We start from the raw sequence: 25,092 nt of genomic DNA, 5'->3' as shown, positions 1-25,092 counted from the left end.
TGTGTCTCGATTTTGGGTTTAACGACCGCTGCCGTCGCCTTTGATCAACCGGCGGCGCAGCCAGCCCGACAGGGCGTCCATGGCAAACACCATCAGCACGATCAGGATGATGTAATAGGTCACCTTCTCCCAATCCGCCGTGGTCTGGATCGCTTGCGTCAGCAGCAGGCCGATCCCGCCACCGACGATGGCACCGATGATGGTGGCCGAGCGGGTGTTGGATTCGAACATATAGAGCACCTGGCTCAGCAGCACGGGCAACACCTGCGGGATCACACCGAAACGGTAGCGCTGGATGACATTGGCGCCGGTCGAGCGGATACCCTCGATCTGCTTGTCATCCACGTTTTCAAGCGCTTCCGAGAAGAGTTTGCCGAAGCTGCCGGTATCCGTGGTCAGGATCGCCAAGGCGCCGGTCATCGGTCCGGGGCCAAAGGCGCGCGACAGGATGATGGTGAAGATCAACCCGTCAACGCCGCGCACAAAGTCGAAGATCCGGCGCATGACGAAGCGGATGGCGCGCGAGGGCGCGAAATTGCCCGCGGCAAGAAACGCCAGCGGCAGTGCGATCATCGCCGCGCCAAAGGTCCCGAGGAAGGCCATCAGGATCGTCTCGCCCAGCGCCCAGACCACGTCGCCATGCCGCCAGATGGTGTTGTTCCAGATGTTCGACACCATCAGTGAGACGTTGCTCTGTGCGGGATCAAGACGCTCTCCGACCAGCACGGTAGAGGCAACCTGACCCCAGCTCATCCCCCAGTACGGGCTGGCGAGGTCGAAGAAGAACAGCTCCCACCCCGGAAAATAGCGCAGGGTTTCGGTGCGCGAGCGGGTCACCGACAGACGCCCGGCGGGGGTGGTAATCGCGACACGCGTGGACGAGGCGTTGATGAAATCGGGGACTTCAGGCGTTGGCAGGTCCAGATGGATGCCATTGTCCGACGTGATGCGGATCACGCCATAGCCCGGATAGTCATAGCTGACCACCGGCCCGTCATAGGTCACCGAATGGCCCTGCGGCAGGTCGATCTGGACGGTGTCACCGTCGACCTGCACCCAGTCGGGGCGCTGGTTGGCGGCGAAGGTCATACGGCGCGACCCTTCTATGGACACCGACATCTCGCCACTGCGGTTGTCGCGGGTGACGTGGACCTTATGGGCAACCGCATCGCTCATCAGGATCGCCGCGTTGTCGAGCCGGGCACGCGAGGCAAGGCCGGGCAGATCGAAAGCGAAGAAGACATAGGTCAGATAGACGAGGATCAGCGCCGGAACGGCGAAAGACCGGATACGTTTGCCGCGAAACCGGGCAAGAAGATCGCTTTGCATCGCTGCGGTGGCGGCCATGTCAGGCGTCTCCATAGGTGAGGCGGTGGCGGATCACGCCGGACAGCTGGTCGAAGATCACGATGGTCGCGAAAAGGACGATGAAGATGCCGGCTGCCTCATCGAGTTTACCCTGACCAAAGGTCATCGCATTCTTCAGCTCATAGCCGATCCCGCCCGCACCGACGAAGCCAAGGATGGCCGAGGCGCGGATGTTGATCTCGAAGCGCAGCAGCGCGTAGCTGAAATAGTTCGGGGCGACCTGAGGGATCACCCCCAGCATCATCCGCTGAACCCAGCCCGCGCCGACCGAGGCGAGGCCTTCGACCGGCTTGAGGTCAGCGTTCTCGTTCACCTCGGAAAACAACTTTCCCGTCGCGCCTGCCGTGTGCAGGGCGATGGCGATGGCGGCGGGGACCGGACCTGCGCCCAGCACAAAGATCAGCACCAGCGCAATCACGATCTCGGGCACGGCGCGCAGCACGTCCGAGGTCCGGCGAAACACCACGATCAGCCGTGGCCAGGCGGCCAGCCCGCGGGTCGAGGCCAGTGCCAGCAGCCCGCCAAACAGCGTGCCGATCAGCGTGGACACCGCCGCGATGTTGATCGTCTCGATCAGCGGGGGCAGGGCGTCCCAGATATGGCCGGGCAGATTGCCCGCCTTGGCGATCGCCTCGTCGACGATATCGGCGGGAAAGTCGAAAATATGGGTGATACCGTTCAGGAAATCACCGGCGTTCCGCGCCTGCGCGATCTGAAAGCCCGAGACCATCAGCGCCACAAAAAGGATCGTCAACAGGCCCGAATACAGCCGTCGACGCTGAACTTGGGCGAGATAGGCGTGTCGCAGATCGGCTGTACCGCGCGCGCCGGTGGCGAGGAATGTCATGCAGGATTTCCAATAAAAAGCGGGCCCGCGCTGGACGCGGGCCCCTTTGTGTCTACCGGCTCAGTTCATCTGTGCGCGGCGAACTTCGATGATGGTCTCATAGGCGTCGTGCGAGATCGGCGAGAAGCCCGCAGTGTCGCCAGCCGCGACGCCATAGGCGCAGGTCGGATCGTTGGCATACAGGTTTTCAACCAGCGCGGTAACCGTGTCACGCACGTCCTGCGGCAGCGAGCTGCGGACCACGACCGGACCTTCGGGGATCGGGCGCGAGCGCCAGATTTCGACCAGATCGTTCATGTCGACCAGACCGGCATCGACCGCGCGACGCAGCGCGCCCGAGTTGTAGCCGTCTTCCCACGCGCCCAGACCATCGGCCCAGGTCACACCCGCATCGACACTGCCGTTGTTGACCGCGATGATGGTCTGCTCATGGCCGCCGGTGAACACGACTTCACCAAAATAAGCGCCGTTTTCCATCGAATGCCCGGTGACCTGCGGGATCTCGACCGACGGGATCAGGAAGCCCGAGGTCGAGTTGGGATCGCCAAAGCCAAAGCGGCGGCCCTGCAGATCATCCAGCGACGTGATGCCGCTGTCAGCGCGGGCAAAGCCGATGGAGAAATACGAGTATGACCCATCGAGGTTGGTCTTGACCAGCACCGGCTCGACAGCGTCGGGGTCGGCCAGATAGACGGCGGCATAACCCGACGCGCCCAGGATCGCCAGATCGAGGTTGCCGCCCAGCAGGCCCTGAATCACGCCGTTGTAGTCGGCCGGTGCGAACAGCGTGGTCGGTACGCCCAGCGCTTCCTCGACATAGGTGCGCAGGCATTCGTTATTGGCCAGACGGTCCTGAGCGTTCTCGCCACCCAGCAGGCCAATTCTGAATTCGGTGATTTCCTGAGCCTGGGCAACGCCGGTCAGGGCGGTGGTCAGAGCCAGAGCGGCAGCAAGCGTCTTCATCGGTTTTCTCCGTTGCGACATGAGGCCCGAATGGGCCGGAAAAGGGGGTAATGGTTACTGCGCGGCCATCGGCAGGACGTGCAGATGCGCGACCTTGTCGGCGGGCAGGGACGTGGACGTCGCGTCCTCGTTGAAGCTTTCATCCGCGCCGTAGATTTCGCGCGCGGCGTCTGTGGTCAGATCGGCGGGCACACCGTCAAACACGATCCGCCCGTCACGCAGCCCGATCACCCGGTCGCAGTAGCGCCGCGCGGTGTCGAGCGTGTGCAGGTTGGCGATGACCATGCGGCCATCTTCGGTATTGATCCGCTTGAGCGTGTCCATGACCATCTGGGCATTCATCGGATCGAGGCTGGCGATCGGCTCGTCAGCCAGAATGATCTTGGGGTCCTGCATCAGCGCGCGGGCGATGGCGACGCGCTGCTGCTGGCCGCCGGACAGGGCTTCGGCGCGCTTGGGGGCCTGCTCGGCGATGCCGAGCCGGTCCAGAATATCCAGCGCCTGTACGATGTCGGCGCGCGACCACATGTTGAAGATCGTGGTCAGGGTCGACCGGCTGTTGAGCTTGCCGTGCAGCACGTTCGACGCCACGTCCATGCGCGGCACCAGATTGAACTGCTGAAAGATCATCGCGCACTGGCTTTGCCACGCGCGGGCCGCAGCTCCGTTCAGCGCAAGGATGTCGGTGCCGTCGACGAGGATCTGTCCCGCACTCGCCGTGGTCAGCCGGTTCATCATGCGCAGGAAGGTGGATTTCCCGGCCCCCGAGCGCCCGATGATGCCAATGAACTGCGCGCCGTCCACGCGGAAGCTGATGTTGTCCACGGCCTTACGTTGACCAAAGACCCGAGAGACATTGCGAACTTCAAGCATCAACCGCACCCATCTGTGTGTTGCGGGACAGATGCAGGGCTTCGACGACAGAAGGGTGACTGATTTGAATCAGTTCGGTGAAAGGCGCGGTCGGGGGCCAAACAACGCCGCTTTGGCAGGGCGTTTTGGTCATCTATAGAATCCGCAAATGGTTAACATTAGAAAGATCAATTTCTCAAATGCCCTCGGCGCCCCTATCCACACAAGACAGAGTGCCAGCACCGATGTGCGTCGGGATGCTGTGCTTTGATGTCTGACGGGGCCCGCTGGGATGGCCTTGGGCGATATCGCAGCCAGCGTTGCAGTCCTGCTGCGGCCATCCTTGGGAGGGGAATACAGAATGAAACTGGGGATCATGGGCGTTGCTGCCCTGCTTGTGGCGCATGTAGCAGGGATGCTGGATCTGGTGGCGCTGCCTGTCTGGGTCGGCGCATTGCGCGACCGATTCGGGTTTTCGCTGCAACAGGCCGGTGCTTTGCCGACGCTGTTCCTGCTGGGGGCCGTGCTGGCTTCGGTCCTGTTCGCCGCGCGGGTAAACCGTCTCAGCCATAAGCTGGTCGCCACTCTGGGCTTTGCGGTTGCGGCAGCGGCCTTTCTTGCGGCCTCGACGCAGACCGGTTTTGGCGTGCTGGCCGTGCTACACGTCGTCGCCGGGGTTGCGGTGGGCTCGGGCCTGTCGATGGTCCACGGGGCCATCGGGCGCTCGCAGAACCCGCACCGTCTGTTTGCCATGGCCGGGATCTGCCTTGGCATCTTTGCGGTGGTGTTTCTGGGCGCCGTCCCGCAACTGCTGATCGCCTTTGGCGGCGCGGCAATGTTCGTGTGCTTTGGGGCGCTGATGGCGGTGGCTGCGGTTACCAGCCTGCTGTTTTTCCCCAAGACCGACCTTGTCGAGATGCCGTCGCAACTGCCGCCCCTGTCACGGCCGGTCTGGTTCCTGATCTTCGGGATCAGCCTGATGACCTTCAATCAGGCAATGGTCTTCTCGTTTGTCGAGGTCATTGGCGGTGTCCGCGGTTTTCCCGTCGAAAGCGTGCTGGCGGTGCTGATCGCGATGGGTCTGGTCAATCTGGTCTTTCCGGCCCCGCTGGCGATCTTCCTTGAAAAGCGCGTCTCGGCCTACCGGGTAGTGCTGGTCGGACCGATGGTTCAGGCAGCGCTGGCGCTGGTGGTGACCATGGTGACGGTTCTGCCGGTCTGGGCACCGTCTGCCGCGGTTTTCGTCGCGGTGCAGATTTTCACCCACACCTTCGCCTTTGGCCTGCTGGCGCGCATTGACCGGACCGGTCGCGCCGTGTCGGCGACGCCGGCCATGCTGATGATCGGCGCGGCACTGGGGCCGTTCATCGGTGGCGCGCTCAGCCAGAACTTCGGCTTCCCGGCACTGGGCATTGCGGCTGTGGTCGTTGCGGCGGTATCGTGCTTCTTCTTTGCCCAATCCAAGGCCCGCACATGACAGAATTTCCAGCAATCCACCGCGTCGTGACAGGGCATGACGCGGAGGGGCGGGCGGTGATCTCGCAAAACGGGCCTTTGCCCACGGTGATCCCGCTGGCCTCTATCCCCGGCACCGTCTTTCACGAGGTCTGGGCCACGCTGCAAACGCCGGCGCCGGTCGGAAACGAGGCCGATCCGACGCTCGGCCCGCTCACCCTGCCGCCGCCTGCGAACGGCACGCGCATCCGTTTCGTCGATATCCCGCCCGACACCGAGGACTTTCTGCAAACCGGCGCCGCCAAGATGGGTGCCGCGTTCTCCGAAATCGGCGACAAGGGCGCGTCTACGGTCACGGCGACAAGCCCGCATCCGCTGATGCACCGCACTGAATCGGTGGATTATGGCATCGTGATCTCGGGCGAGATGACCCTCGTTCTGGATGAGGGCGAGGTGGCGCTGAAGCCCGGCTCGGTGGTCATCCAGCGCGGGACCAATCATGCCTGGGCGAACAGATCGGGGGCGATGTGCCGCATGCTGTTTGTGCTCATTGATGGCACGTTTGCGCCCGAGATCGCCCTGACCGCGCAGGCTGATTGACCCGGAATGATGGATCTCTTTGACCTGACAGGAAAGATTGCTCTGGTGACCGGTGCTACCGGCGGGCTTGGCGCGGCGCTGGTCGACGCGCTGTCGCAGGCGGGTGCTCATGTGGTGATCTCGGATCTCGACCCTGAGCGCTGCGACAGCGCGGCCGAGTCCCTGCGTCAGCGGGGCGGATCGGCCACCGCCCTCGCCGCCGACATGGGACAGGCGGACAGCCGGGCGACGTTGGTTGCAGCCCTTGACCGTACGGGTCTGCGCCCCGATGTGCTGGTCTGCAACGCGGGGCTGCAAGGGCCTGCCGGGCCCATCGCTGCGGTTACCGATGCCGAGGTGGACGCGGTGTTCGAGGTCAATCTGCGCGCCGCGATGGATCTGACCGCGCAGCTGATCCCGACGATGGCCGAACGCGGTGGCGGCAGTGTGGTGCTGATGGCCTCGATCGCCGGCCTGCGCGGCAACAAGGCGATCGGGCTGTATGGCCTGTCCAAAGCCGCACTGGCCCAACTGGCGCGCAATCTTGCGGTGGAATGGGGGCCGTCGAACGTCCGTGTCAACGCCGTGGCGCCGGGCGTGATCCGCACACCTTTTGCGGAAACGCTGATGGAAAACGCGGCCTTCATAGAGCGTCGCCTAAGCCTGACACCGCTGCGCCGCGTCGGCGAGCCGGACGAGATCGCCGGCGTGGTGGTGATGCTTGCCAGCCGTTCGGGCGGGTTCATCACCGGGCAAACGCTGGTAGTCGATGGCGGGACGACCCTGTCGGACGGAAATCTGTGATGCGGGTGCTGATTACCGGCGCGGGCGGGTTCATCGGGCAGGCGCTGGCGCGGGCGGTGGCGGACCACCGCCCGGATCTGTCGCAGCTGGTCCTGACCGATCAACACATCACCAAGGGTCCGCAGGGAGCAGCGCTGCAACCGGGGGATCTGACTGATCCGGGGTTCGTGGACGCGCTTCTGGCACCCGGTTTCGATCTGGTGTTCCACCTTGCCAGCCTGCCCGGTGCCAAGGCCGAAAGCGAGCCTGACCTCGGCCACCGCATCAATCTGCTGGCCCCGATTGCACTGGCGCGCGGGGTCGCGCAGCGCAAACCCGGCGCGCGCTTCGTGTTTGCCTCGTCGATTGCGGTCTACGGCGCCTTGCGTGAAACGGTGACGCCCGCTACGCCCTGCGACCCCGCGCTGAGTTATGGTGCGCACAAGCGGATGACCGAGGTACTGCTGGCAGATCTCACCCGGCGAGGCGATCTGAACGCGGTCAGTCTGCGGTTGCCGGGCGTCGTTGCGCGGCCTGCGACCGAGACCGGCCATGGCTCGGCCTTCATGAGCCTGCTGTTCCACAAGATTGCCGCAGGGCAGGGCTATGACTGCCCTGTGCCCGAAACTGCCCGCTGCTGGTGGCTGTCGCGTCCGGCCTGTGTCGAAGCGTTCTTGCACGCCAGCACGCTGGACGGGGATGCGGTGATCCAGCCGCCGGTGCTGCACCTGACCACCGGCGCGGTGGCGCAGGCGGTGGCCGAGGTCACCGGTCAGACCAGCCGCGTCACCTGGGGCGACGACGCCCGTCTGACCGGACTGTTCGGCGCCCTGCCTGAGCTGGACGCATCCCCCGCGCTCAAAGCCGGGTTTCGCGCGGATGCGGATGTGCGCGCGCTTGTGCGCAACGCGCTGGCCTGAGGGCTCAGTTCACGCGAACGGCGGTCATCGCCCAAGGCGCGAAGTCGCGCATCACCTGCCCGACGGCGGCATCGAAGGCGTCCACCAGCACCGGCGTGTCGCTCGATGCGGCGGGCACGCTGGCGGTAAAGGTCCGCGAGGCGACGATGCCCAGATCACGCTCGCGCACGATGCGGGCGATCAGGCGGACCTCAACGGTGGCACTGTTGGCATCGGGGGCCAGATCAGCCTGAAAATCCACCAGCTCGCTGACGATGGCGAAATCGCCACTGGCACCCAGCGGGCGGCGACCGACGTAGCGCAGCCCCTGCGTGGCATCCAGCGCCCGCAGCATCAGGGTTTGCACCATCACCGGCGTCGGCTCGCTCCAGCGCACATCGGCGAGGTATTGCGCCTGCAAGGGGCTGGGGCGCACCATGATCCGATCAGTGGCCAGCGCGCCGCCCGAGGTTGGCAGCTCGATCACCACATCGCGTTGCAGCGCCCGTCCGGTTGTGACGGGCAGATCGGCAGGGACGCGCAGTTCATAGACATCCAGCGCCGCCGTGGCGCCATTGATCGCGGATATCGCCCCGCAGCCCGAGAGCAGGGGCAGGCCGACGGCCAGCAAAACTGTCCTGATGGAAGAGGCATAGGTCATTCGAGTCTTACCTTCTGAAGGTCGGGACGTCCTGGTCCAGAAAGAACCGGGCCGGCGAGCGCGAGATCTGCTGCGTAAGCTGGTCGATGTTGTCTATCAGTTCGCGCGTCTCCTGGGCCAGACGCGTATAAAGCGGCAGGCCCGTCGTCGTGAATTCGCGGACACCGGGGGCCGAGGAATCCACGAGCCGCTGAACCTGCGCGAAGGTGTCCGCCGCCGATTGTCCGGCAGCGCGCAGGTTGGCCGAGATCCCCGGCAGATCCGCCGAAACCTGACCGACGGCCTGATTGACCCCCTCGACCGTCGCGCGCAGTTCCGTCATCAGCCCGTCGATATCCTCGTTCAGGAAACGGTCGGCGCCGGTGAAGGTGCTTTCGGCGGCGGCAAGGGTGCGCTCGCCCACGGCCAGTGCGCTGTTGATGGCGCTCAGGGTCTGGTTGGCGTCGCTGAAGGTGGTGGTGATCTGTGTCAGCGTGGCGCGCGCGTCGGTCACGACGCCGCCGACACCGTCCGCCGCCGTCGTCAGCGTCGTGCCCAGATCGGCGATCACCGTGCGGGCGTTCTCGACCGCCGCCTGAACATTGGCGATGGTTGCGGGCAACTGGGTCTGCGTTACGGCGTTGACCGAGCGGATGGTCTGCGTGGCCTCGGCCACGGCGACCCGTGTTTCGGCAAGGAGCGGCGCGGCGTCGCTTTCGATCAATCCGTCGATGCGCGTGGCGACATCGGTGACCGAGCCTGCGGTTGTTTCCAGCCCGGCCATCAGGGTCTCGGCCCGGGTGAACAGCGCCTGAAGCTCCTCCAGCCGCGCGGTCGCCGTCTGGCCGGTGGTGTCGAAGGTGGTCATCAGCCTGTCGGCGTCGGCACTCAGCGTCGCAAGTTGCGTGTTCAGATCGGCCAGGGTGCTGCGAACGGTGGTGGTGACCGGGGTCAGATCTTCGGTGATATAGCGCTCGGCCTCGGCGACGGCGGCTTCGATCGACACAACAGCAACGGTGCCGTTGTCCACCAGAACCGTCGAGCGCGCGGCCAGCGTGGTGATGGATTCCAACGTCTCGTCCGCCGTTGAGAGAACCCCGGTCAGACTGGTGGTGAGCGTATCGAGCGTGGTGTTGAACCGGTTGATTTGCTGCGCAAATTCGTCAACCGTTCCGGCGACGCCAGAGAAGCCTTGCAACGCGGTGGACAAGCCTTCGGATGCTGTTTCGGCATTCGTCAGGATCGCCTGAATGCGCTGCTGGTTGTCGTCGCTCAACAGCGCGCTGATTCCCTGCACCACGCGCAGCGTTTCGTTGACCAGTTGAGGTCCGTCCTCGGACAGGGTTTGCAGGATCGAGCGCCCGGCGGTGATCTCGGGCACCGACTGGCGCGCCGTGGGAACCAGCAAGGGCTCGGTCGAGGTGCCCGCGCTGATGCCCACGTAGGACACGCCGGTCACACCCTGCGATTCGATGGTGGCCACACTGTCGGTGCGTACCGGGGTGTCGGCGGCGATCTCCAGTCGTACAGTGATGCTGCCATCGTTGTCCGGCGACAGGCGCACAGCGACGACCTGTCCCACGGGCAACCCGCTGAAGCGCACGTCAGACGCGTTGCTCAACCCCGAGACCGAGTCAAAGCGCACGTCGTAATAGGCGAACTGGCGATCCAGCTCGACCTGCGCGAACCAGATAAAGAACCCCAGAAGCCCGACAATTCCGGCGATGGTGAACAGGCCGATAAGAACGTAATTGGCTTTCGTTTCCACTTAGTCGCCCTTCCCGGCAGTCTGGCTCTCGGCGTGATCCAGCGCGGCGCGTGCGCGCGGACCGTGAAAATAGCTGTGCACCCACGGATGATCGACGCTGAGCATCTCTTGCATCGTGCCGGTGACCAGAACCTTGCGTTCAGCCAGAACGGCGATCCTGTCGCAGATAGCATGTAGCGTATCCAGATCGTGAGTCACGAGGAATACCGTCAAGCCCAGCGATCGGCTGAGGCCCTTGATCAGCTGATCGAAATCTGCGGCACCAATCGGGTCAAGCCCCGCTGTGGGCTCGTCAAGAAACACGATATCGGGGTCCAGCGCCAAGGCCCGCGCCAGACCGGCCCGCTTGCGCATGCCGCCTGACAGCTCGGACGGGTATTTGTCGCCCGCCAGATAAGGCAGGCCGACCATCGAGATCTTCAGATCGGCCAAAGCCCGCACGGTTTCGCGCGACAGACCCGGCACGCTGCGCATCGGCACCTCGACGTTTTCGCGCACGGTCAGTGACGAGAACAGCGCGCCGTCCTGAAACATCACGCCCCAGCGTGCCTCGATGGCTTTGCGCTGGTCTTCGGTCGCCGTGCTCAGGTCGGTGCCCAGCACGGTGATGGTGCCGGCAGCGGGCTCCTGCAACCCGGCGATGGTGCGCAGCAGTACCGATTTCCCGGTGCCGGAACCGCCCACCACGCCCAGGATCTCGCCGCGCCAGACATCAAGGTCCAGATTGTCATGCACCAGATGCGTGCCGAACTGGTTGCGCACGCCGCGCACCGTGATCACCGCATCCGAGGGGGTGTCAGTCATCGTCAGAACCCGATCTGTGCGAAGAAGATGGAAAACGCGGCATCGGCGACGATCACCGAGAAGATTGCCATCACCACGGCCTTTGAGGTCATTTGCCCCAGCGATTCCGCGTTGCTTTGCACCTGCATGCCCGACCGGCAGCCAATCACGCCGATGATCAGCGCAAAGACCGGGGCCTTGATCACGCCAGCCAGAAAGTGGCTGACATCGGTGCCTTCGACCAGTCTGGTCTGGAACATGGCAGGCGAGATGCCCAGCTCGACCCATGCCATCAGCGCGCCGCCGAACAGCCCGGCGATATCGGCGATCAGGCCAAGGATCGGCAGCATCAGCAGCAGCGCCAGAATGCGCGGCACAAACAGCGTCATCGCCGGGTCCAGCCCCAGCGTACGCATCGCGTCGATCTCTTCGCGCATCTTCATCGAGCCGATCGCGGCGGTGAAGGCAGAGGCCGTCCGCCCCGCCACGATGATCGAGGTCAGCAAGATGCCCAGCTCGCGCAGGATGGACACGGCGATCAGGTCGACGACGAACACTTCAGCCCCGAATTGCCGCAGCTGCGAGGCGCCTTGAAACGCCAGAACCACCCCGATCAGAAACGCCATCAGTGCCACGATGGGCACGGCCTTGAGCCCGACTTCTTCGCAATGATGCACCAGTGCTGTCAGGCGGAATTCACGCGGGTGGCGGAAGGCGCGGGCAAGCCGCGCCAGAAACATGCCGAAATACCCCAGCAGGCTGAGCAGCAGGCTGACGGCGCCAACCACCGCCGCGCCGATACCCGCAACCAGATCGGCGATCGTCTTGCGCTCATCGCTCGCGGCCTCGGGGTGTGGCATCGCTTTTTCGACGCTGTCGAGAAAGCTCTGGGCTTCGGGCGCAAGGCCGCGAACCTCGAACCCGGCACCGCGCGCGGTGATCTTTTCCCTGAGCGTCGTCACCAGCCATGCACCGGCTGTGTCCAGCCGCGTGACCTGCGTCAGATCGAGCGACACATCCGGCCCTTCGGGAAGGTTGGCGAGCTGCGCCTGGACCGCGCTGAGCGAATAGATCGTGACCTGCCCGCGGATTGCCACCGTGGTGGACGCAGGCTCGGCGACGACAGTAATCTCAGGGGCAAGGTCTGGCGGCACCGTCATGAACTCCGTTCAAGCGCATTCCGCTTGAAGTTACAAGGATAGCGCGGCTGATCTGATAGAACAGAGCCCGGCGAGAGAGTAAAGCCAGGCTGCACCACGCCTTGGACAGATTGTGATCGCCGTGCCTGCAACTGCGGCATTGTGTGAGGGGCAACTTGTCGGCACCATAGGCGAAAATGAAAAAAATGGTGGGCAGAGTGATGCAGATGAATAGACGCCTCTTTGGTCTGGGGCTGGGCAGCCTTGGTCTGGCGGCGTGCTCGCGGTCGGTGACAGCGCGCATGAGTACCGCGGCACCCGAGGGGTTGCCTGACGACCTGCTGCCCGCGTCCAACCGGGCCTATGACGCCTGGGTGGTGTCGTTCCGCGAGCGGGCGATGGGGCAGGGGATCACCAGCGCCACCCTGAACACGGCGTTTCGGGGTGCGGGCTTTTTGCCCGGCGTGGTGACGCGCGATCAGAACCAGACCGAGTTCCGCCGCACACTTGAGGATTACCTCTCTATTGCAGCCTCGGATGAACGGGTCGAGAAAGGCCGCGCTGCCTATGCCCGGCATCGTCGGACGCTGTTTGCGATCGAAGAGAATACCGGCGTCGATGCCAAGATCGTCACGGCAATCTGGGGGCTGGAAAGCTATTACGGCGAACGCCAGGGGCTGATCCCGGTGATCTCCGCCACCTCGACGCTGGCGTTTGAAGGCCGTCGCGGGCGGTATTTCGAGCGCGAGCTTATCGCCGCGCTCAGGATCGTGCAGAACGGCGACATTCAGGCCAGCCGGATGACCGGCAGCTGGGCGGGCGCCATGGGGCACACGCAGTGCATGCCCACAGTGTTTCAGGAATACGCCGTCGATTTCACCGGCGACGGGCGGCGCGACATCTGGTCCGAGGATCCCTCGGACGCCTTGGCGACGACAGCGGCCTATCTGGAACGTCACGGCTGGGTCCGGGGGATGAGCTGGGGGCGCGAGCTGGTCAGTGGGTCGCCCACTGGCACGGTGATCCAGCCGCAGGCGGGCGGGCCGCAGTTCGACACCACGCGCAACTTCCGGGTCATCAAGCGCTATAACCCGTCCGACGCCTACGCGCTGGGGGTCGGGCATCTGGCTGACCGGATCGGCGGGGCCGGGCCGCTGCGTGGCACATTCCCGCCCGATGCGAATGGCTTGACCAAAAACGACCGCATCGCCCTGCAAGAGCGCCTCACGGCGCGCGGGTTCGACACGCAGGGCGCGGACGGCGTGATCGGGTCGAACACCGAAAGCGCGATCAGCGCCTATCAGGCGAGCCGTGGCTTGCCGGTCACCGGAACCCCGTCACAAGCGCTGCTGCAAAGCCTGCGCTGAGGGGAGAAAACCACAGCGGGACAACACCCCGCCTGCCAACCAGAAGGGAATGACCATGCGCCTTGTCTCAGCCAGTTTCCTGCTACTCTGCGGCTCGGCCTTGGCTGCCCATGCCCAGCAAGCCGCCGACACCGTGGCCCCGGAAGCAGCGACCTCTGCCGGGGTCTGGGCGCTTGGCGAGGCGTCACAGGCTGCGCTTGCAACGCGGGATGCTGGGCTGCCGGTGACAGCCGAGCACTGGATGGTCGCCGTCGCCAATCCGCTGGCGGCCGAGGCTGGCGCAGGCGTATTGGCCGCAGGCGGCACCGCCGCCGATGCGATGGTTGCGGTGCAGACGGTGCTCGGGCTGGTCGAGCCGCAAAGCTCAGGGCTGGGCGGCGGCGCGTTTCTGGTCTGGTATGACGCGCAAACCGGCGCGCTGACCACGCTCGACGGGCGCGAACGCGCGCCGCTGGCCGCCGATACGAGGCTGTTCCAGGTCGACGGCGCGGCGATGGGGTTCTGGGATGCGGTGGTCGGCGGGCGCTCGGTCGGGGTGCCGGGCACGCCAGCGCTGATGCAGATGGCGCATGACCGGTGGGGGAGGGCCGACTGGTCGGATCTGTTCACGCCCGCGATCACGCTGGCCGAGGACGGCTTTGCCGTCTCGCCGCGCATGGCCGAGTCGATTGCCGCCGATTCCGAGCGCCTGTCGCGCTTTGCCCCGACGGCTGATTATTTCCTGCCCGGCGGCGAGCCGCTCATGGCCGGCGCGATACTGACCAACCCCGCCTATGCCGAAACCCTGCGCGCGATAGCGGTGGGCGGCGCTGCCGTCTTCTACCAAGGCGACATCGCGCAAGGTATTGTGGACACGGTCCAGAACGCGCCGGGCAATCCGGGTCGGCTGGCGATGATCGACCTCGCCGCCTATGAGGCTGTCGAGCGGCCTGCCGTCTGCGCTGCGTATCGCGCCTATGAGGTTTGCGGCATGGGGCCACCCTCGTCGGGGGCGCTGACCGTTGGGCAGATCCTCGGGCAACTCAGCCATTTCGACCTGGCCACGATGGGGCCGGGCGATCCGCAGACATGGCGGCTGATCGGCGATGCCTCGCGGCAGGCCTTCGCGGACCGCGAACGCTATATGGCTGATCCCGATTATGTGCCGGTGCCGACCGCGGGCCTTGTCGATCCCGCCTATCTGTCGTCGCGGGCCGAGGCCTTGCGCGGTGATCGGGCACTGGAGAGCGTCGAGGCCGGGATGCCGGTGTTCGAGCATGCACTCAACTGGGCAGATAACGTGCCGATCGAGATGCCCGCGACCAGCCATATTTCCATCGTCGATGCCTATGGCAACGCGCTGTCGATGACGACCACCATCGAGAACGGCTTCGGCTCTCGCCTGATGGCGCCGGGCGGGTTTTTGCTCAACAACGAGCTGACGGATTTCTCGTTCCGCAGCCATGAGAATGGCGTGCCGATTGCCAACCGGGTCGAGCCGGGCAAGCGGCCCCGGTCGTCCATGTCGCCAACCATCGTGATGCAGGACGGCGCGCCGGTTCTGGTCATCGGCTCGCCCGGCGGCAGCCAGATCATCGGCTATGTCGCGCAGGCGATCATCGCGCATCTCGACTGGGGGATGAATGCGCAAGAGGCCGTCGATATGGCGCATGCGGTGAACCGCTTTGGCCGCTACGATCTGGAAGAAGGTACCGTCGCGGCAGATTTTGCCGAGTCTTTGACGGCGCTTGGCTATGAGGTGCGCGTCGGGGATCTGAACTCGGGCCTGCACGCGATTCAGATCACGCCAGAGGGTCTGTCAGGTGGGGCCGACCGCCGCCGCGAGGGGATCGCCCTGGGGGGCTGAGGCTGATCGACGGCGGCAGGGATTTCAGTTCAGCGTGCGCGACATGTCTGGCTGCCCGATGTCTATCCGCATGAAATTGCTTAGATAAAGCTCGTCTCACGGCGCTCGCTTCGCGATCCTGCCGCGATGGCACGTGGCGGATTGACAACCCTCAGGCCTTTGGCGCAGGTTGGGCGCACTCACCCGGGGGGTCTCGACAAGAGGCTGAGATACTGATCGTGCCGCAAGGCGCAGCGCAGTGACCCGATGAACCTGATCCAGTTCATACTGGCGTAGGGATGGTGCACCGGCTGCGCGGCTCTTGCCGATACGTCACAGGCGTATTCCGCTCAGCCTTTCTCCATTCGACGCGGAACTGGGTCTCCAACGCTTTGAGCACTGGAGGCTCTGACCGATGAAAGACCTTACCCCCCGCGTGACCACGGGTCCGCTGCCCGCGTCGCGCCGCGTCTGGCACGCGGGCGTTCTGCACCCGCAGATCCGCGTTCCGATGCGCGAGATCGACCTGCACCCCAGCGCGGGCGAACCGCCCGTGACGGTCTATGACAGCTCGGGCCCCTACACCGACCCGGCAGTCGAGATCGCGATTGACGGTGGCCTTCCGCGTATCCGCGAAGCTTGGATTGCCGGGCGTGGCGATACCGAAAGCTATGACGGCCGTCATGTCAGGCCCGAAGATAACGGCCTCGCCGAAGGCGCGCGGCTGGTGCCCGAGTTCCCCGTCCGCCATGAACCGCGCCGGGCGAGCGGGGGCCGTGCCGTTACCCAGATCGCCTATGCCCGCGCCGGGATCGTCACGCCCGAAATGGAGTTCGTCGCGATCCGCGAAAACATGGGCCGCACGGCGGCCAAGCAAGCGCTGCTGCGCGACGGCGAGAGTTTCGGCGCTGACATCCCCGATTTCATCACGCCCGAGTTTGTGCGCGATGAGGTGGCGCGGGGCCGGGCGATCATCCCGGCCAACATCAACCACCCCGAGGCCGAGCCGATGGCCATCGGGCGCAATTTTCTGGTCAAGATCAACGCCAATATCGGCAACTCGGCAGTGACCTCGTCGATGGAGGAGGAGGTCGAGAAGATGGTCTGGGCGACCCGCTGGGGGGCCGATACCGTCATGGACCTGTCGACGGGCCGCAACATCCACAACATCCGCGACTGGATCTTGCGCAACAGCCCTGTGCCCATCGGCACCGTGCCGCTCTATCAGGCGCTGGAAAAGGTGAACGGGATTGCCGAGGATCTGACGTGGGAGGTCTACCGCGACACGCTGATCGAGCAGGCCGAGCAGGGGGTGGATTACTTCACCATCCACGCCGGTGTTCGCCTGCACATGATCCCGATGACGGTGAACCGGGTGACGGGGATCGTCAGCCGGGGCGGGTCGATCATGGCGAAATGGTGCCTGCATCACCACCGCGAGAGCTTCCTGTACGAGCATTTCGACGAGATCTGCGACATCGCGCGGGCCTATGATGTGTCGTTCAGCCTGGGCGACGGGCTGCGTCCCGGCTCCATCGCCGACGCCAACGATGAGGCGCAATTCGCCGAGCTGGAGACGCTGGGCGAACTGACGCAGATTGCCTGGGCCAAGGATTGTCAGGTGATGATCGAAGGGCCGGGCCATGTGCCGATGCACAAGATCAAGGCGAATATGGACAAGCAACTTGCGGTCTGCGGCGAGGCACCGTTCTACACCCTCGGGCCGCTGACCACCGATATCGCGCCGGGCTATGATCATATCACCAGCGGCATCGGCGCGGCGATGATCGGATGGTTCGGCTGCGCAATGCTGTGCTACGTCACGCCCAAGGAGCATCTGGGCCTGCCCGACCGCGACGACGTGAAGGTCGGCGTGATCACCTACAAGATCGCCGCCCACGCCGCCGATCTGGCCAAGGGCCACCCGGCGGCGCAGATCCGCGATGGCGCGCTGAGCCGCGCGCGGTTCGAGTTCCGCTGGGAGGATCAGTTCAACCTGTCGCTCGATCCCGACACCGCGCGCTCGATGCATGATGAGACCCTGCCGAAGGAAGCGCACAAGGTTGCGCATTTCTGCTCGATGTGCGGGCCCAAGTTCTGCTCGATGCGCATCTCTCACGACATCCGCGCCGAGGCGCAAAAGGAAGGCATGGCCAAGATGGCCGAGAAATTCCGCGCAGGCGGGGATCTGTACATGCCGCTGGAGGACACGAAATGAGCCAGTCACCCGGAACCCTGCTTGCCGCCCTGCGCGCCGAGCCGCCGCTGGTGCAATGCATCACCAACTATGTCGCGATGAACATCGCTGCCAATGTGCTGCTGGCGGCGGGGGCCTCGCCGGCGATGGTCTCGGACGCCGAAGAGGCGGGCGAGTTCGCACAGATCGCGGGGGCGCTGACGGTGAACATCGGCACGCTGTCGGGGCCGTTTGTCGACGGGATGCGCGCCGCAATTGCGGGGGCACAGCAGGCCGGTCGGCCCTGGGTGCTGGACCCGGTCGCCTGTCAGACCACCGCCCTGCGCCGCCGGGTTGCCGCCGAGCTGGTGGCGCTGAGGCCGACGATCATCCGCGGCAATGCCTCGGAAATCCTGTCGCTGGCTGGTGAGGCCAGCCGGGGGCAGGGCGTCGATGGCCGCGATGCCGTCGCCGCCGCCGAGGACGGTGCGAGATGGCTTGCGCAGCGCACCGGCGGTGTGGTGGCGGTCACGGGCGCGGTGGACTTTGTGACGGACGGCAGTCGTGCGGTTCGCATCGAAGGCGGCTCGCCGTGGATGCCGATGAACACCGCGCTGGGGTGTTCGCTGACCGGCTTGTGCGGGGCCTATGCGGCACTGGCAGCCGATCCGTTCGACGCGACCGTCGCGGCGCTGGCCCATTTCGCCGTCGCCGGGCAGCGGGCGCACCCGGGCGCGCAGGGGCCGGGCAGTTTTGCGCCCCGGTTCCTCGATGCGCTGCATGCGGTGACTCCCGAGGCGCTGGACGCCGAGGCGGTGATCCACAGCGCCGAGGATGTCGCGGCGTGAAGGATTTCGATCTCTCGCTCTATCTCGTGCTCGATCCCGGGCTTTGCGCCGGGATCGGCATGGTCGAAACTGCCCGCCGTGCCGTGGCGGGCGGGGTCACGATGGTGCAGCTGCGCGACAAAGACGCCGATACGGCGGCGATGATCGCGACCGGGCGTGCGTTGCAGGCGGCGCTGGCGGGCACCGGCGCGCGGCTGATCATCAACGATGATGTCGCCGCAGCGGTGGCGCTGGGGGCGGATGGGCTGCACATCGGGCAGGGCGATATGTCGGTGGCCGAGGCGCGGGCGCGTGTCGGGGCCGGGGCGATCCTTGGACTGTCGGTCGAGACGCCCGCGCTGGCGAAGGCGGCTGACCCCGCGCTGGTGGATTACATCGGCGCGGGGCCGGTCTTTGCCACGCCGACCAAGACCGACCACAAGCAGCCCGTCGGCTTTGACGGGCTGGCGGCGCAGGTCGCTGCCAGCCGGGTGCCCGCCGTGGCCATCGGCGGACTGAAAGCGGCGCATGTCGCGCAGGTGGTTGCGGCGGGTGCGCAGGGGCTGGCTGTGGTCTCGGCCATTTGCGGGCAGCCTGATCCTGAGGCGGCGGCGCGGGCGCTCGCGCAGGCGCGGCGGTCAGTCTGAGGGCCAGCGTTCCGCCGCTTCCCTGCTGCGCCACTCTCAGAACGCGGTGACCAAAAGCTTGATCGCAAGGATCGCAAGCAGGCCCAGGATCACGCGATCAAAGACTTCCTTGGGCAGATGCCGCACCAGCCGGGCGCCCAGTGGCATCGCCGCGGTCAGCGGGATCAGCGCGGCGGCCGAAAGCAGCGCGCGCTCGGGCGTCAGGAACCCGTAGCCGATCAGCATCGGGATCTGCACCACGCCCAGACCGATGAAGAACGCCGAAACGGTGGGAATAAAGGCCGCACGATCCAGCTTCATCGCGCTCAGAAACGTGACCGATGCCGGAGCGGACAGGCCCGACGCCGTTTGCAGCATCCCGGCGATGAAACCGACCGGCGGAGCCAGTTTCACGGCCTTGGGGTAGGGCAGAACCCAATGCGGGCGCAGCAGACGAAAACCGATGTAGAGAAGGACGGCACCCGCGACACCGAGCGGCAGCAGATCCGTGGGTGCATTGGCCAGAACCCATGTGCCACAGGCCGCGCCCACCATGCCAGCCAGCGTGAAGGGCACAACAAAGCGCAACGGCAAAAGCGTCTTGCGATAGGCCCATGCCTGCCAGATGTTGGGCAGGATGTTCGGGATCGAGAAGATCACGATGGCGAAGCGCACATCGAAATAGATCGCCAGCAACGGCACCGCGATGATCGGTGCGCCGACGCCGGTCGCGCCTTTGAGAATACCGCCCAGCGCGAAGCCGATAGCGATGACGGTAATGGTTTCAATCAGTTCCAGTGTCATGAAGGCTCGCTGCTATGCCCTGCGGCACGGGTGAGAATCCGGGTGGCATCCGTGGCATCGGTGCCCGACCAGGCGACATAGTGATCCGGTCGCACGAGCACCAGCGGCGCTTCATAGCGCGCGCCCGCCGCGCCGGCGTGGGGTTGGTGGACAAGGGTCAGCGGGATGCCCGCCGCGTCGGCGGCCCGGCGAAAGGCCTGAGTCGCCTCGTCCGGGGCCCCCAGCGCCAACAGCGTGAAGCCGCGGCCCAATGTGTCGAAAACCGCGCGGCCATCGTCCAGCGTTGCCGGTGCAAGGTGATGCCCGCCCCGGGTGGCGAACTGATGCGTACCGCGCGCGTCCGGGTGTCCCGGCTCGCCGGTCACGAGGGGCGAGCCCTGATAATTCGGCGCGAAAGACATCACTTCGCTCGATCCCTCGTTACGGCTGTCCCACGCCTTGCGGAAAGCCGCCTCGCCCTGCTCTTCGGGGCTGTGGGCGTTGAGGAAATCGCGGTCTTCGCGGATGAAACGCTCGATGAAATGCTCGGCAGTGCCCTTGAAAACCGGCTGGCGTTCCGCGCTGTAGCTGTCGAGCAACGCGTCCCCGGCCCAGCCTTCAAGCGCGGCGGACAGTTTCCAGCCCAGGTTGCGCGCGTCTTCCAGCCCGGTATTGACCCCGTAGCCGCCATAAGGCGGGTGCGAATGGCAGGCGTCGCCCGCGATGAAAACCCGTCCTGCACGGTAGGTGTCTGCCAGCGCGATGCGCAGATCCCAAAAGCCGATATGCTCGAACTCGACGCCAATCGGCGCGCCGACCGCCTGTTCGAGATAGGCCTTGAAGTCGAAATTCTCGCGCGTCGTGCCCGCCGGGACCGGCGCATGGAAAAACCACGTCGTGCCCAGATCGACCCGGCCAAAAAACAGCCAATAGCCTTCAAGCGCGCGGTCCAGCACGCAATAGAACTGTTTGCCGGGATAGCGTTTGAGGTGGTCATGCAGGTCGGTCGATTTGAACACCAGCAGGACCATCAGTTTGTCATGCTCCGAGCTGGTCTGCGGGATGCCCACAGCCTCGCGGATCGCCGAACGTGCACCGTCGCATCCAACCACGTAGCGCCCCGCTACTGTGGCGGGGTTGCCTTGGGCATCGGTGAGCGTGACCGTCGCACTCTCGGCGTTTTGCGCGACATCCCGGGCGGTCCAGCCAAGCGCTATGTCCACGCCCGGCAACTCAGCGGCACGGGCGCGCAGGACGGCTTCGGTCTGGTACTGCGGCAGGCGTTCATTGGCGGCGTTGTAATAGGGCGCGACCAGATCTCGCTGCAGCCAGTCGTAGTGATACCCCGACAACAGCGTGCGATACGAGGTCATGCCGCCAATCGCATAGCCCTGCGGAACAGTGCGGGCCGCTCGGATCGCGGCCTCGCATCCCCAGGACTGAAAATGCTCCATGGTCCGCTGTGTCAGGTTCTGGCCGCGGGGCACCTTATGGAGTGTCGCGTGGCGCTCGATCAGGGCGACCGAGTGGCCGCGTTGTCCCAGTTCGATGGCAAGCCCGGTACCGACCGGGCCGCCGCCGACAATCACGACGTCATAGGTTTTTGAGAAATCAATCATGGCTTAGTCCTGTCTCAGAGTTTCAGACCCAGAAGCGCCACGGCGTTGTCCTGAAACAGTTTGCGGCGCAGTGCATCGCTGATCTCCATGTCTTCGATGATGCGGATGGTCTCGCGGATATACATTGGCCCGCCTTCGGGATCGAACGGCGCATCCGAGGCAAACAGCACCCGATCCTCGCCAAAGAACGAAATCGCGTGCTCGATTGCCTGACGTGAGCCGAAGGTGGCGGTGTCGGCGTGGAACTCTTTGAAATAGTCCAGATGCGGGCGTTTGAGGGATGTCAGCACCGGCTTGAGATCGCGGTCCGTGGTGCGTGCGCCCATCTGATCCCAGCCCGGCCCGACGCGGCCTTCGAAATAGGGCACCATGCCGCCTGCGTGATGGGTGATGACTTTCAGGCCCGGGAAGCGGTCGAAGAACCCCGAAAACACCATGCGCGCCATCGCGGCCGAGGTTTCATACGGCCAGCCAAAGGTCCACCAGATCTCGTATTCCGAGCGCGTCTCGTTCTTGTAGTCCGAGAACCCCATGCCGCGCGCGGGATGCAGCCAGACCGGCTTGCCCGCCGTGGCCATGTAGTCAAAGAACGGGGCGTATTGCGCCAGATCCACCGGGTCACCGGCGATGTTGGTGAAGATCTGCATGCCGACAGCGCCCAGATCTTCGATGGCGCGGCGGCATTCGTCGATGCAGGCGTCCATGTTGTTCATCGGCGCGGTGCCGATAAAGCCGGGAAAGCGGTCGGGGTATTTCAGGCACAGCTCGGCCATCGCGTCCGAACCGATCCGGCTCAGCTCGAGCGCCTTTTGCGGGCCTGCCAGCAGCTCCAGCGGCGGCGAGGCCAGCGACAGGATCTGCACGTAATCGGGCCCGAACATATCCATGACCGCGAAGCGGCGGTCGAGATTGGTCATCATCGGAACCTGACCCGAGCGGTTGGTGATGTCGCTCATCGTGCCGATGTGATCGATCAACGCCTCGTAGAAGGGTGTGGGCCAGATATGGTTGAAGACGTCGATCTTTTTCATGGTCGCTCCGTATCGGACGTTGGTCTCAGTCATTGGCCGCCCGGCGCGGGGGATCCTGATCCGTGCGCCGCTGGCCCAGATCGGCGGACAAGGCCGCAGCATGGCGCATGATGTCCGAGGCGATCGCATCCAGCCGCTCAGGCGTCACTTCTTGCCCGGCGATTGTGACTGTCAGCGCCGCAATCGGCGCTTGCCCTGCGTCAAAGACCGGCGCCGAGACGCCGATCACGCCGGGTGTGACCTCGCCATGTGCGGTGGCAAACCCGGCGCGGCGCACCCGGCGCAGTGAGGCCAGCACCTCGTCCGTGGTGCGGCCCAGACCGACGCTCGACATTTCGGCCAGATTTTCCTCGACCATCGTTTGCAGTTGGCGGATTGGCAGCCATGCCATGATCGCCCGGCTGATCGCGCCCCGGGCCAAAGGCATCGGCCGTCCGCGCGGATACGAGGACAGCGGATGCGGGGTCGAACACTCAGAGGCGACGCAGAGCAATTTGCTGCCATACCAGCGCACCAGAAGCGCCGAGCAGGGGTAGGCCTGCGTCAGGGACTGCAGAATGGACTGCCCGGACGCAACCAACGGATCGGATTTGCGCATCAGATAATCGAGCTCGACCATGCGCGGACCCAGCGTGAACCCTGCACCGGGTTGCGAGATCAGCAGCCCGGATTCGCGCAAGGACTTGAGGTAGCGATAGAGCGTCGGGCGCGAATAGCCCAAGGCGGCCATCAGATCCTCAGGCGTCCATTCAAGACGATCCTCGGTGAACAGATCGAGGATCGCAAGAATGCGGTCGGCGCTGTTGGTGCCGCTCATGCTGCCCCCCCGGCGGCCAGCCGTTTGCGTTTGATGATCTCGAAGGTCATCACCGCGATCCCGCCGGCGACGCCGAGCAGATCGGAAACCTCAGCCCCCGGGAACGCCCCTGCCGGGATCAGCGCGAGCAAGCCGAAGGCGGCAAACAACCCGCGCATCGCCCCCGACAGCCGCCGGGCGAAGAACCCGGCGAACGCGGCCGAGATCAGCCAGACGCCCATCACGGCGGTGATGATCGCAATGGCGATATCGACCGGCGCGCCGATCATGATCAGCGTCGGCGAGAACACGAACAACACCGGGATGACATAGGCCGACCAGCCAAACCGCATCGCCGCCCAGCCGGTCGCCATCGCTGGCGCGCGCGCAATCGAGGCTGCCGCAAAAGCGGCAAGCGCGATGGGCGGCGTGATCATCGACATCATGCCGAAATAAAGCACGTAAAGATGCGCGGCGATCGGTTCGATGCCAACCTGCACCAGCGCGGGCGCAACCAGCGCGGCAAGCAACACATAGACGCCCAAAGTCGGCAGGCCCATGCCCAGAATGATGCAGACGATGGCCGACAGTGCCAGCAACGCGATCACCGACCCGCCACCGACCTGCACCAGCAGATAGGTCAGGTTGAAAGACAACCCGGTCACGTTGAGCGCGCCGATCACAAGCCCCGAGGCGGCAGAGATCAGGATGATCTCGACCACCGCGTGCCCGGTCGAGGCCAGCGTGCCGATCAGCGCGCCGATCTTTGGCCGCTCGCCCTGATAGCCAAAAATCAGCGCCGTGAGCATGAGCGACAGCGCGCCAAGCAGCGCCGCTTTCTCTGGCTGCCAGCGCATCACGAACAGCGCATAGATCAGTACGGCAAAGGCAAAGACGAAGTGCAGGCCAAAGATCACGCCCTTGCCCGAGGGCAGAGCGTCCTTGGGCACCGGGGCGATGTTCAGGCGCGCGGCCTCAAGATCGGCCTGAATGAACAGGGCGACGTAATACAGGATCGCCGGGACAAGGGCGGCGACGACGATGGTCGAATAGGGCACCGACAGGAACTCGGCCATCAGAAAGGCCGAAGCCCCCATCACCGGCGGCATCAGCTGCCCGCCGGTCGAGGCGACAGCTTCGATCGCGGCGGCCTTGTGCGCCGGATAGCCATCCTTCTTGATCATCGGGATGGTGATCACGCCGGTCCCCACCACATTGGCCACCGCCGATCCCGAGATCGAGCCGAAGAGCCCCGAGGCCAGAACGGCGATCTTCATCGAGCCGCCGCGAAACCGGCCCATGCCGAGCATCGCCGCATCGGTGAAAAATCGGGTGCCGCCGGTCGTCGCCAGCAACGAGCCGAACAGGATGAACGTGATCACCACGGTCGCAGCGACGGAAATGGGCAACCCAAGGATACCATTGGAATCAAACGCCATATACCCGGCCAGCAAATCCCAGGGCTGGGCCCGGCCCTGCAGGCGTCCGGGGATGTAATTGCCGAACATCGCATAGATCAGGAAGGCGGCGATGATGATCACCAGCGCCCAGCCCGTCGCCCGGCGCAACGCTTCCAGCACCAGAAGCGTGACGATCAGACCCGGCAGCCAGACCGCCATGGGGCGGCTGAAGATCTGAAGCACCAGTTGCGGGTAGTTGATGGTGATATAGAGCATCGTCGCCATGGCCAGAACCGCCAGCGCCAGATCATGCCAGGGCAGGGTGATGCGTTGTGACGTGCGGCGCGCAGGATAGCTCAGGAAGGCCAGCGGCAATGCCATCGACAGGATCAGCGCAAAGAATTGCTGCGGGTAATAGCTGACACCCAGATAGCGCGGCACGTTCAGCGCCCAGGCGCAGGCGATGAGGATCAGCAGAGCGGCCAGCCCGTTGGCCACAGGACGCCAGAGCTGGGGAGAGAGGCCGCGAACGGCCCCTCCGGTACTGGTTTCGGACATCTGCCGCC

23 protein-coding genes and 1 riboswitch are annotated in these 25,092 nt (G+C 65.0%); of the genes, 9 read left to right on the top strand and 14 right to left on the bottom strand.

Annotated elements, in window-relative coordinates:
• Positions 1-18 precede the first annotated feature (18 nt).
• The 5 genes from phnE (EAE28_RS00390) to EAE28_RS23645 are packed head-to-tail and all read right to left on the bottom strand — an operon-like array spanning position 19 to position 4,184.
• Positions 19-1,347, bottom strand: a complete 1,329-nt coding sequence (gene phnE / locus EAE28_RS00390; RefSeq protein ID WP_246022193.1) for a phosphonate ABC transporter, permease protein PhnE — start codon at positions 1,345-1,347, stop codon at positions 19-21.
• 1 nt (position 1,348) lies between these two features.
• Positions 1,349-2,215 carry a phosphonate ABC transporter, permease protein PhnE gene (gene phnE / locus EAE28_RS00385; protein WP_127103841.1) on the bottom strand — a complete coding sequence of 289 codons (867 nt, stop codon included), beginning with the start codon at positions 2,213-2,215 and terminating at the stop codon, positions 1,349-1,351.
• Between the two features lie 60 nt (positions 2,216-2,275).
• Complete coding sequence (gene phnD, locus EAE28_RS00380; protein WP_127103840.1) at positions 2,276-3,178, bottom strand: phosphonate ABC transporter substrate-binding protein; 903 nt, start codon at positions 3,176-3,178, stop codon at positions 2,276-2,278.
• 54 nt (positions 3,179-3,232) lie between these two features.
• Positions 3,233-4,051 (bottom strand): phosphonate ABC transporter ATP-binding protein, encoded by an 819-nt coding sequence (gene phnC / locus EAE28_RS00375; RefSeq protein ID WP_127103839.1) that lies wholly within the window; start codon positions 4,049-4,051, stop codon positions 3,233-3,235.
• Positions 4,044-4,184 carry a hypothetical protein gene (locus EAE28_RS23645; RefSeq protein ID WP_164736498.1) on the bottom strand — a complete coding sequence of 47 codons (141 nt, stop codon included), beginning with the start codon at positions 4,182-4,184 and terminating at the stop codon, positions 4,044-4,046. The genes phnC and EAE28_RS23645 overlap by 8 nt, the downstream gene beginning before the upstream one ends.
• A 207-nt stretch (positions 4,185-4,391) precedes the next feature.
• Between EAE28_RS23645 and EAE28_RS00370 the strand changes: the two genes are divergently transcribed.
• From EAE28_RS00370 to EAE28_RS00355, 4 genes are read left to right on the top strand one after another with little or no spacing between them, the layout of a single operon-like run.
• Positions 4,392-5,507, top strand: coding sequence for an MFS transporter (locus EAE28_RS00370; RefSeq protein ID WP_127103838.1), 1,116 nt, complete (start codon positions 4,392-4,394; stop codon positions 5,505-5,507).
• The gene (locus EAE28_RS00365) at positions 5,504-6,085 is read left to right on the top strand and encodes a cupin domain-containing protein (protein WP_127103837.1); all 582 of its coding nucleotides are present in this window, start codon (positions 5,504-5,506) and stop codon (positions 6,083-6,085) included. Before EAE28_RS00370 ends, EAE28_RS00365 begins: the two co-directional genes overlap by 4 nt.
• 6 nt (positions 6,086-6,091) lie before the next feature.
• Positions 6,092-6,868 carry an SDR family NAD(P)-dependent oxidoreductase gene (locus EAE28_RS00360; protein WP_127103836.1) on the top strand — a complete coding sequence of 259 codons (777 nt, stop codon included), beginning with the start codon at positions 6,092-6,094 and terminating at the stop codon, positions 6,866-6,868.
• Positions 6,868-7,767 (top strand): NAD-dependent epimerase/dehydratase family protein, encoded by a 900-nt coding sequence (locus EAE28_RS00355; protein WP_127103835.1) that lies wholly within the window; start codon positions 6,868-6,870, stop codon positions 7,765-7,767. Before EAE28_RS00360 ends, EAE28_RS00355 begins: the two co-directional genes overlap by 1 nt.
• A 4-nt stretch (positions 7,768-7,771) precedes the next feature.
• On the opposite strand, the gene EAE28_RS00350 is transcribed toward EAE28_RS00355, so the two are convergent.
• Genes EAE28_RS00350 through EAE28_RS00335 form a run of 4 tightly spaced genes read right to left on the bottom strand, consistent with a single transcriptional unit; the run spans position 7,772 to position 12,097 of the window.
• Positions 7,772-8,407: an ABC-type transport auxiliary lipoprotein family protein gene (locus EAE28_RS00350; protein ID WP_127103834.1), complete on the bottom strand. Its 636-nt coding sequence runs from the start codon at positions 8,405-8,407 to the stop codon at positions 7,772-7,774.
• A 7-nt stretch (positions 8,408-8,414) separates the two neighbouring features.
• On the bottom strand, positions 8,415-10,154 hold the full coding sequence (locus tag EAE28_RS00345) for an MlaD family protein (RefSeq protein ID WP_127103833.1): 1,740 nt from the start codon (positions 10,152-10,154) through the stop codon (positions 8,415-8,417).
• Positions 10,155-10,958: an ABC transporter ATP-binding protein gene (locus tag EAE28_RS00340; protein ID WP_127103832.1), complete on the bottom strand. Its 804-nt coding sequence runs from the start codon at positions 10,956-10,958 to the stop codon at positions 10,155-10,157. It lies immediately after the preceding gene.
• Between the two features lie 2 nt (positions 10,959-10,960).
• Positions 10,961-12,097, bottom strand: coding sequence for an ABC transporter permease (locus EAE28_RS00335; protein ID WP_127103831.1), 1,137 nt, complete (start codon positions 12,095-12,097; stop codon positions 10,961-10,963).
• A 200-nt stretch (positions 12,098-12,297) separates the two neighbouring features.
• Here EAE28_RS00335 and EAE28_RS00330 point away from each other — a divergent pair, with 200 nt between their 5' ends.
• The 5 genes from EAE28_RS00330 to thiE all read left to right on the top strand — a co-directional run bounded on the left by EAE28_RS00330 (position 12,298) and on the right by thiE (position 18,918).
• Complete coding sequence (locus EAE28_RS00330) at positions 12,298-13,443, top strand: lytic murein transglycosylase (protein WP_127103830.1); 1,146 nt, start codon at positions 12,298-12,300, stop codon at positions 13,441-13,443.
• A gap of 55 nt (positions 13,444-13,498) precedes the next feature.
• A complete protein-coding gene (gene ggt, locus EAE28_RS00325; protein WP_127103829.1) occupies positions 13,499-15,289 on the top strand; it encodes a gamma-glutamyltransferase in 1,791 nt (596 codons plus the stop codon).
• 174 nt (positions 15,290-15,463) lie between these two features.
• A riboswitch (TPP riboswitch) is annotated at positions 15,464-15,586 on the top strand.
• Between the two features lie 97 nt (positions 15,587-15,683).
• A complete protein-coding gene (thiC, locus tag EAE28_RS00320; RefSeq protein WP_127103828.1) occupies positions 15,684-17,486 on the top strand; it encodes a phosphomethylpyrimidine synthase ThiC in 1,803 nt (600 codons plus the stop codon).
• Positions 17,483-18,292: a hydroxyethylthiazole kinase gene (gene thiM, locus EAE28_RS00315; protein WP_127103827.1), complete on the top strand. Its 810-nt coding sequence runs from the start codon at positions 17,483-17,485 to the stop codon at positions 18,290-18,292. Before thiC ends, thiM begins: the two co-directional genes overlap by 4 nt.
• Complete coding sequence (thiE, locus tag EAE28_RS00310) at positions 18,289-18,918, top strand: thiamine phosphate synthase (protein ID WP_127103826.1); 630 nt, start codon at positions 18,289-18,291, stop codon at positions 18,916-18,918. Before thiM ends, thiE begins: the two co-directional genes overlap by 4 nt.
• Positions 18,919-18,954: 36 nt before the next feature.
• Here thiE and EAE28_RS00305 read toward each other — a convergent pair whose 3' ends face one another.
• From EAE28_RS00305 to EAE28_RS00285, 5 genes are read right to left on the bottom strand one after another with little or no spacing between them, the layout of a single operon-like run.
• On the bottom strand, positions 18,955-19,701 hold the full coding sequence (locus EAE28_RS00305; RefSeq protein WP_127103825.1) for a sulfite exporter TauE/SafE family protein: 747 nt from the start codon (positions 19,699-19,701) through the stop codon (positions 18,955-18,957).
• Entirely contained in the window at positions 19,698-21,299 is a 1,602-nt protein-coding gene (locus EAE28_RS00300; RefSeq protein WP_127103824.1) for an FAD-dependent monooxygenase, read from the bottom strand. The genes EAE28_RS00305 and EAE28_RS00300 overlap by 4 nt, the downstream gene beginning before the upstream one ends.
• Positions 21,300-21,313: 14 nt before the next feature.
• The gene (locus EAE28_RS00295) at positions 21,314-22,330 is read right to left on the bottom strand and encodes an amidohydrolase family protein (RefSeq protein WP_127103823.1); all 1,017 of its coding nucleotides are present in this window, start codon (positions 22,328-22,330) and stop codon (positions 21,314-21,316) included.
• Between the two features lie 25 nt (positions 22,331-22,355).
• Positions 22,356-23,147 carry an IclR family transcriptional regulator gene (locus tag EAE28_RS00290; protein ID WP_127103822.1) on the bottom strand — a complete coding sequence of 264 codons (792 nt, stop codon included), beginning with the start codon at positions 23,145-23,147 and terminating at the stop codon, positions 22,356-22,358.
• Positions 23,144-25,084, bottom strand: coding sequence for a TRAP transporter permease (locus EAE28_RS00285; RefSeq protein ID WP_127103821.1), 1,941 nt, complete (start codon positions 25,082-25,084; stop codon positions 23,144-23,146). The genes EAE28_RS00290 and EAE28_RS00285 overlap by 4 nt, the downstream gene beginning before the upstream one ends.
• Positions 25,085-25,092 lie beyond the last annotated feature (8 nt).

It is taken from the genome of Pararhodobacter zhoushanensis (assembly GCF_003990445.1).
Classification (GTDB): Bacteria; Pseudomonadota; Alphaproteobacteria; order Rhodobacterales; family Rhodobacteraceae; genus Pararhodobacter; species Pararhodobacter zhoushanensis.
Note: the sequence above shows the minus strand (reverse complement) of the source record. Positions and strands in the feature narration are given on the sequence as shown.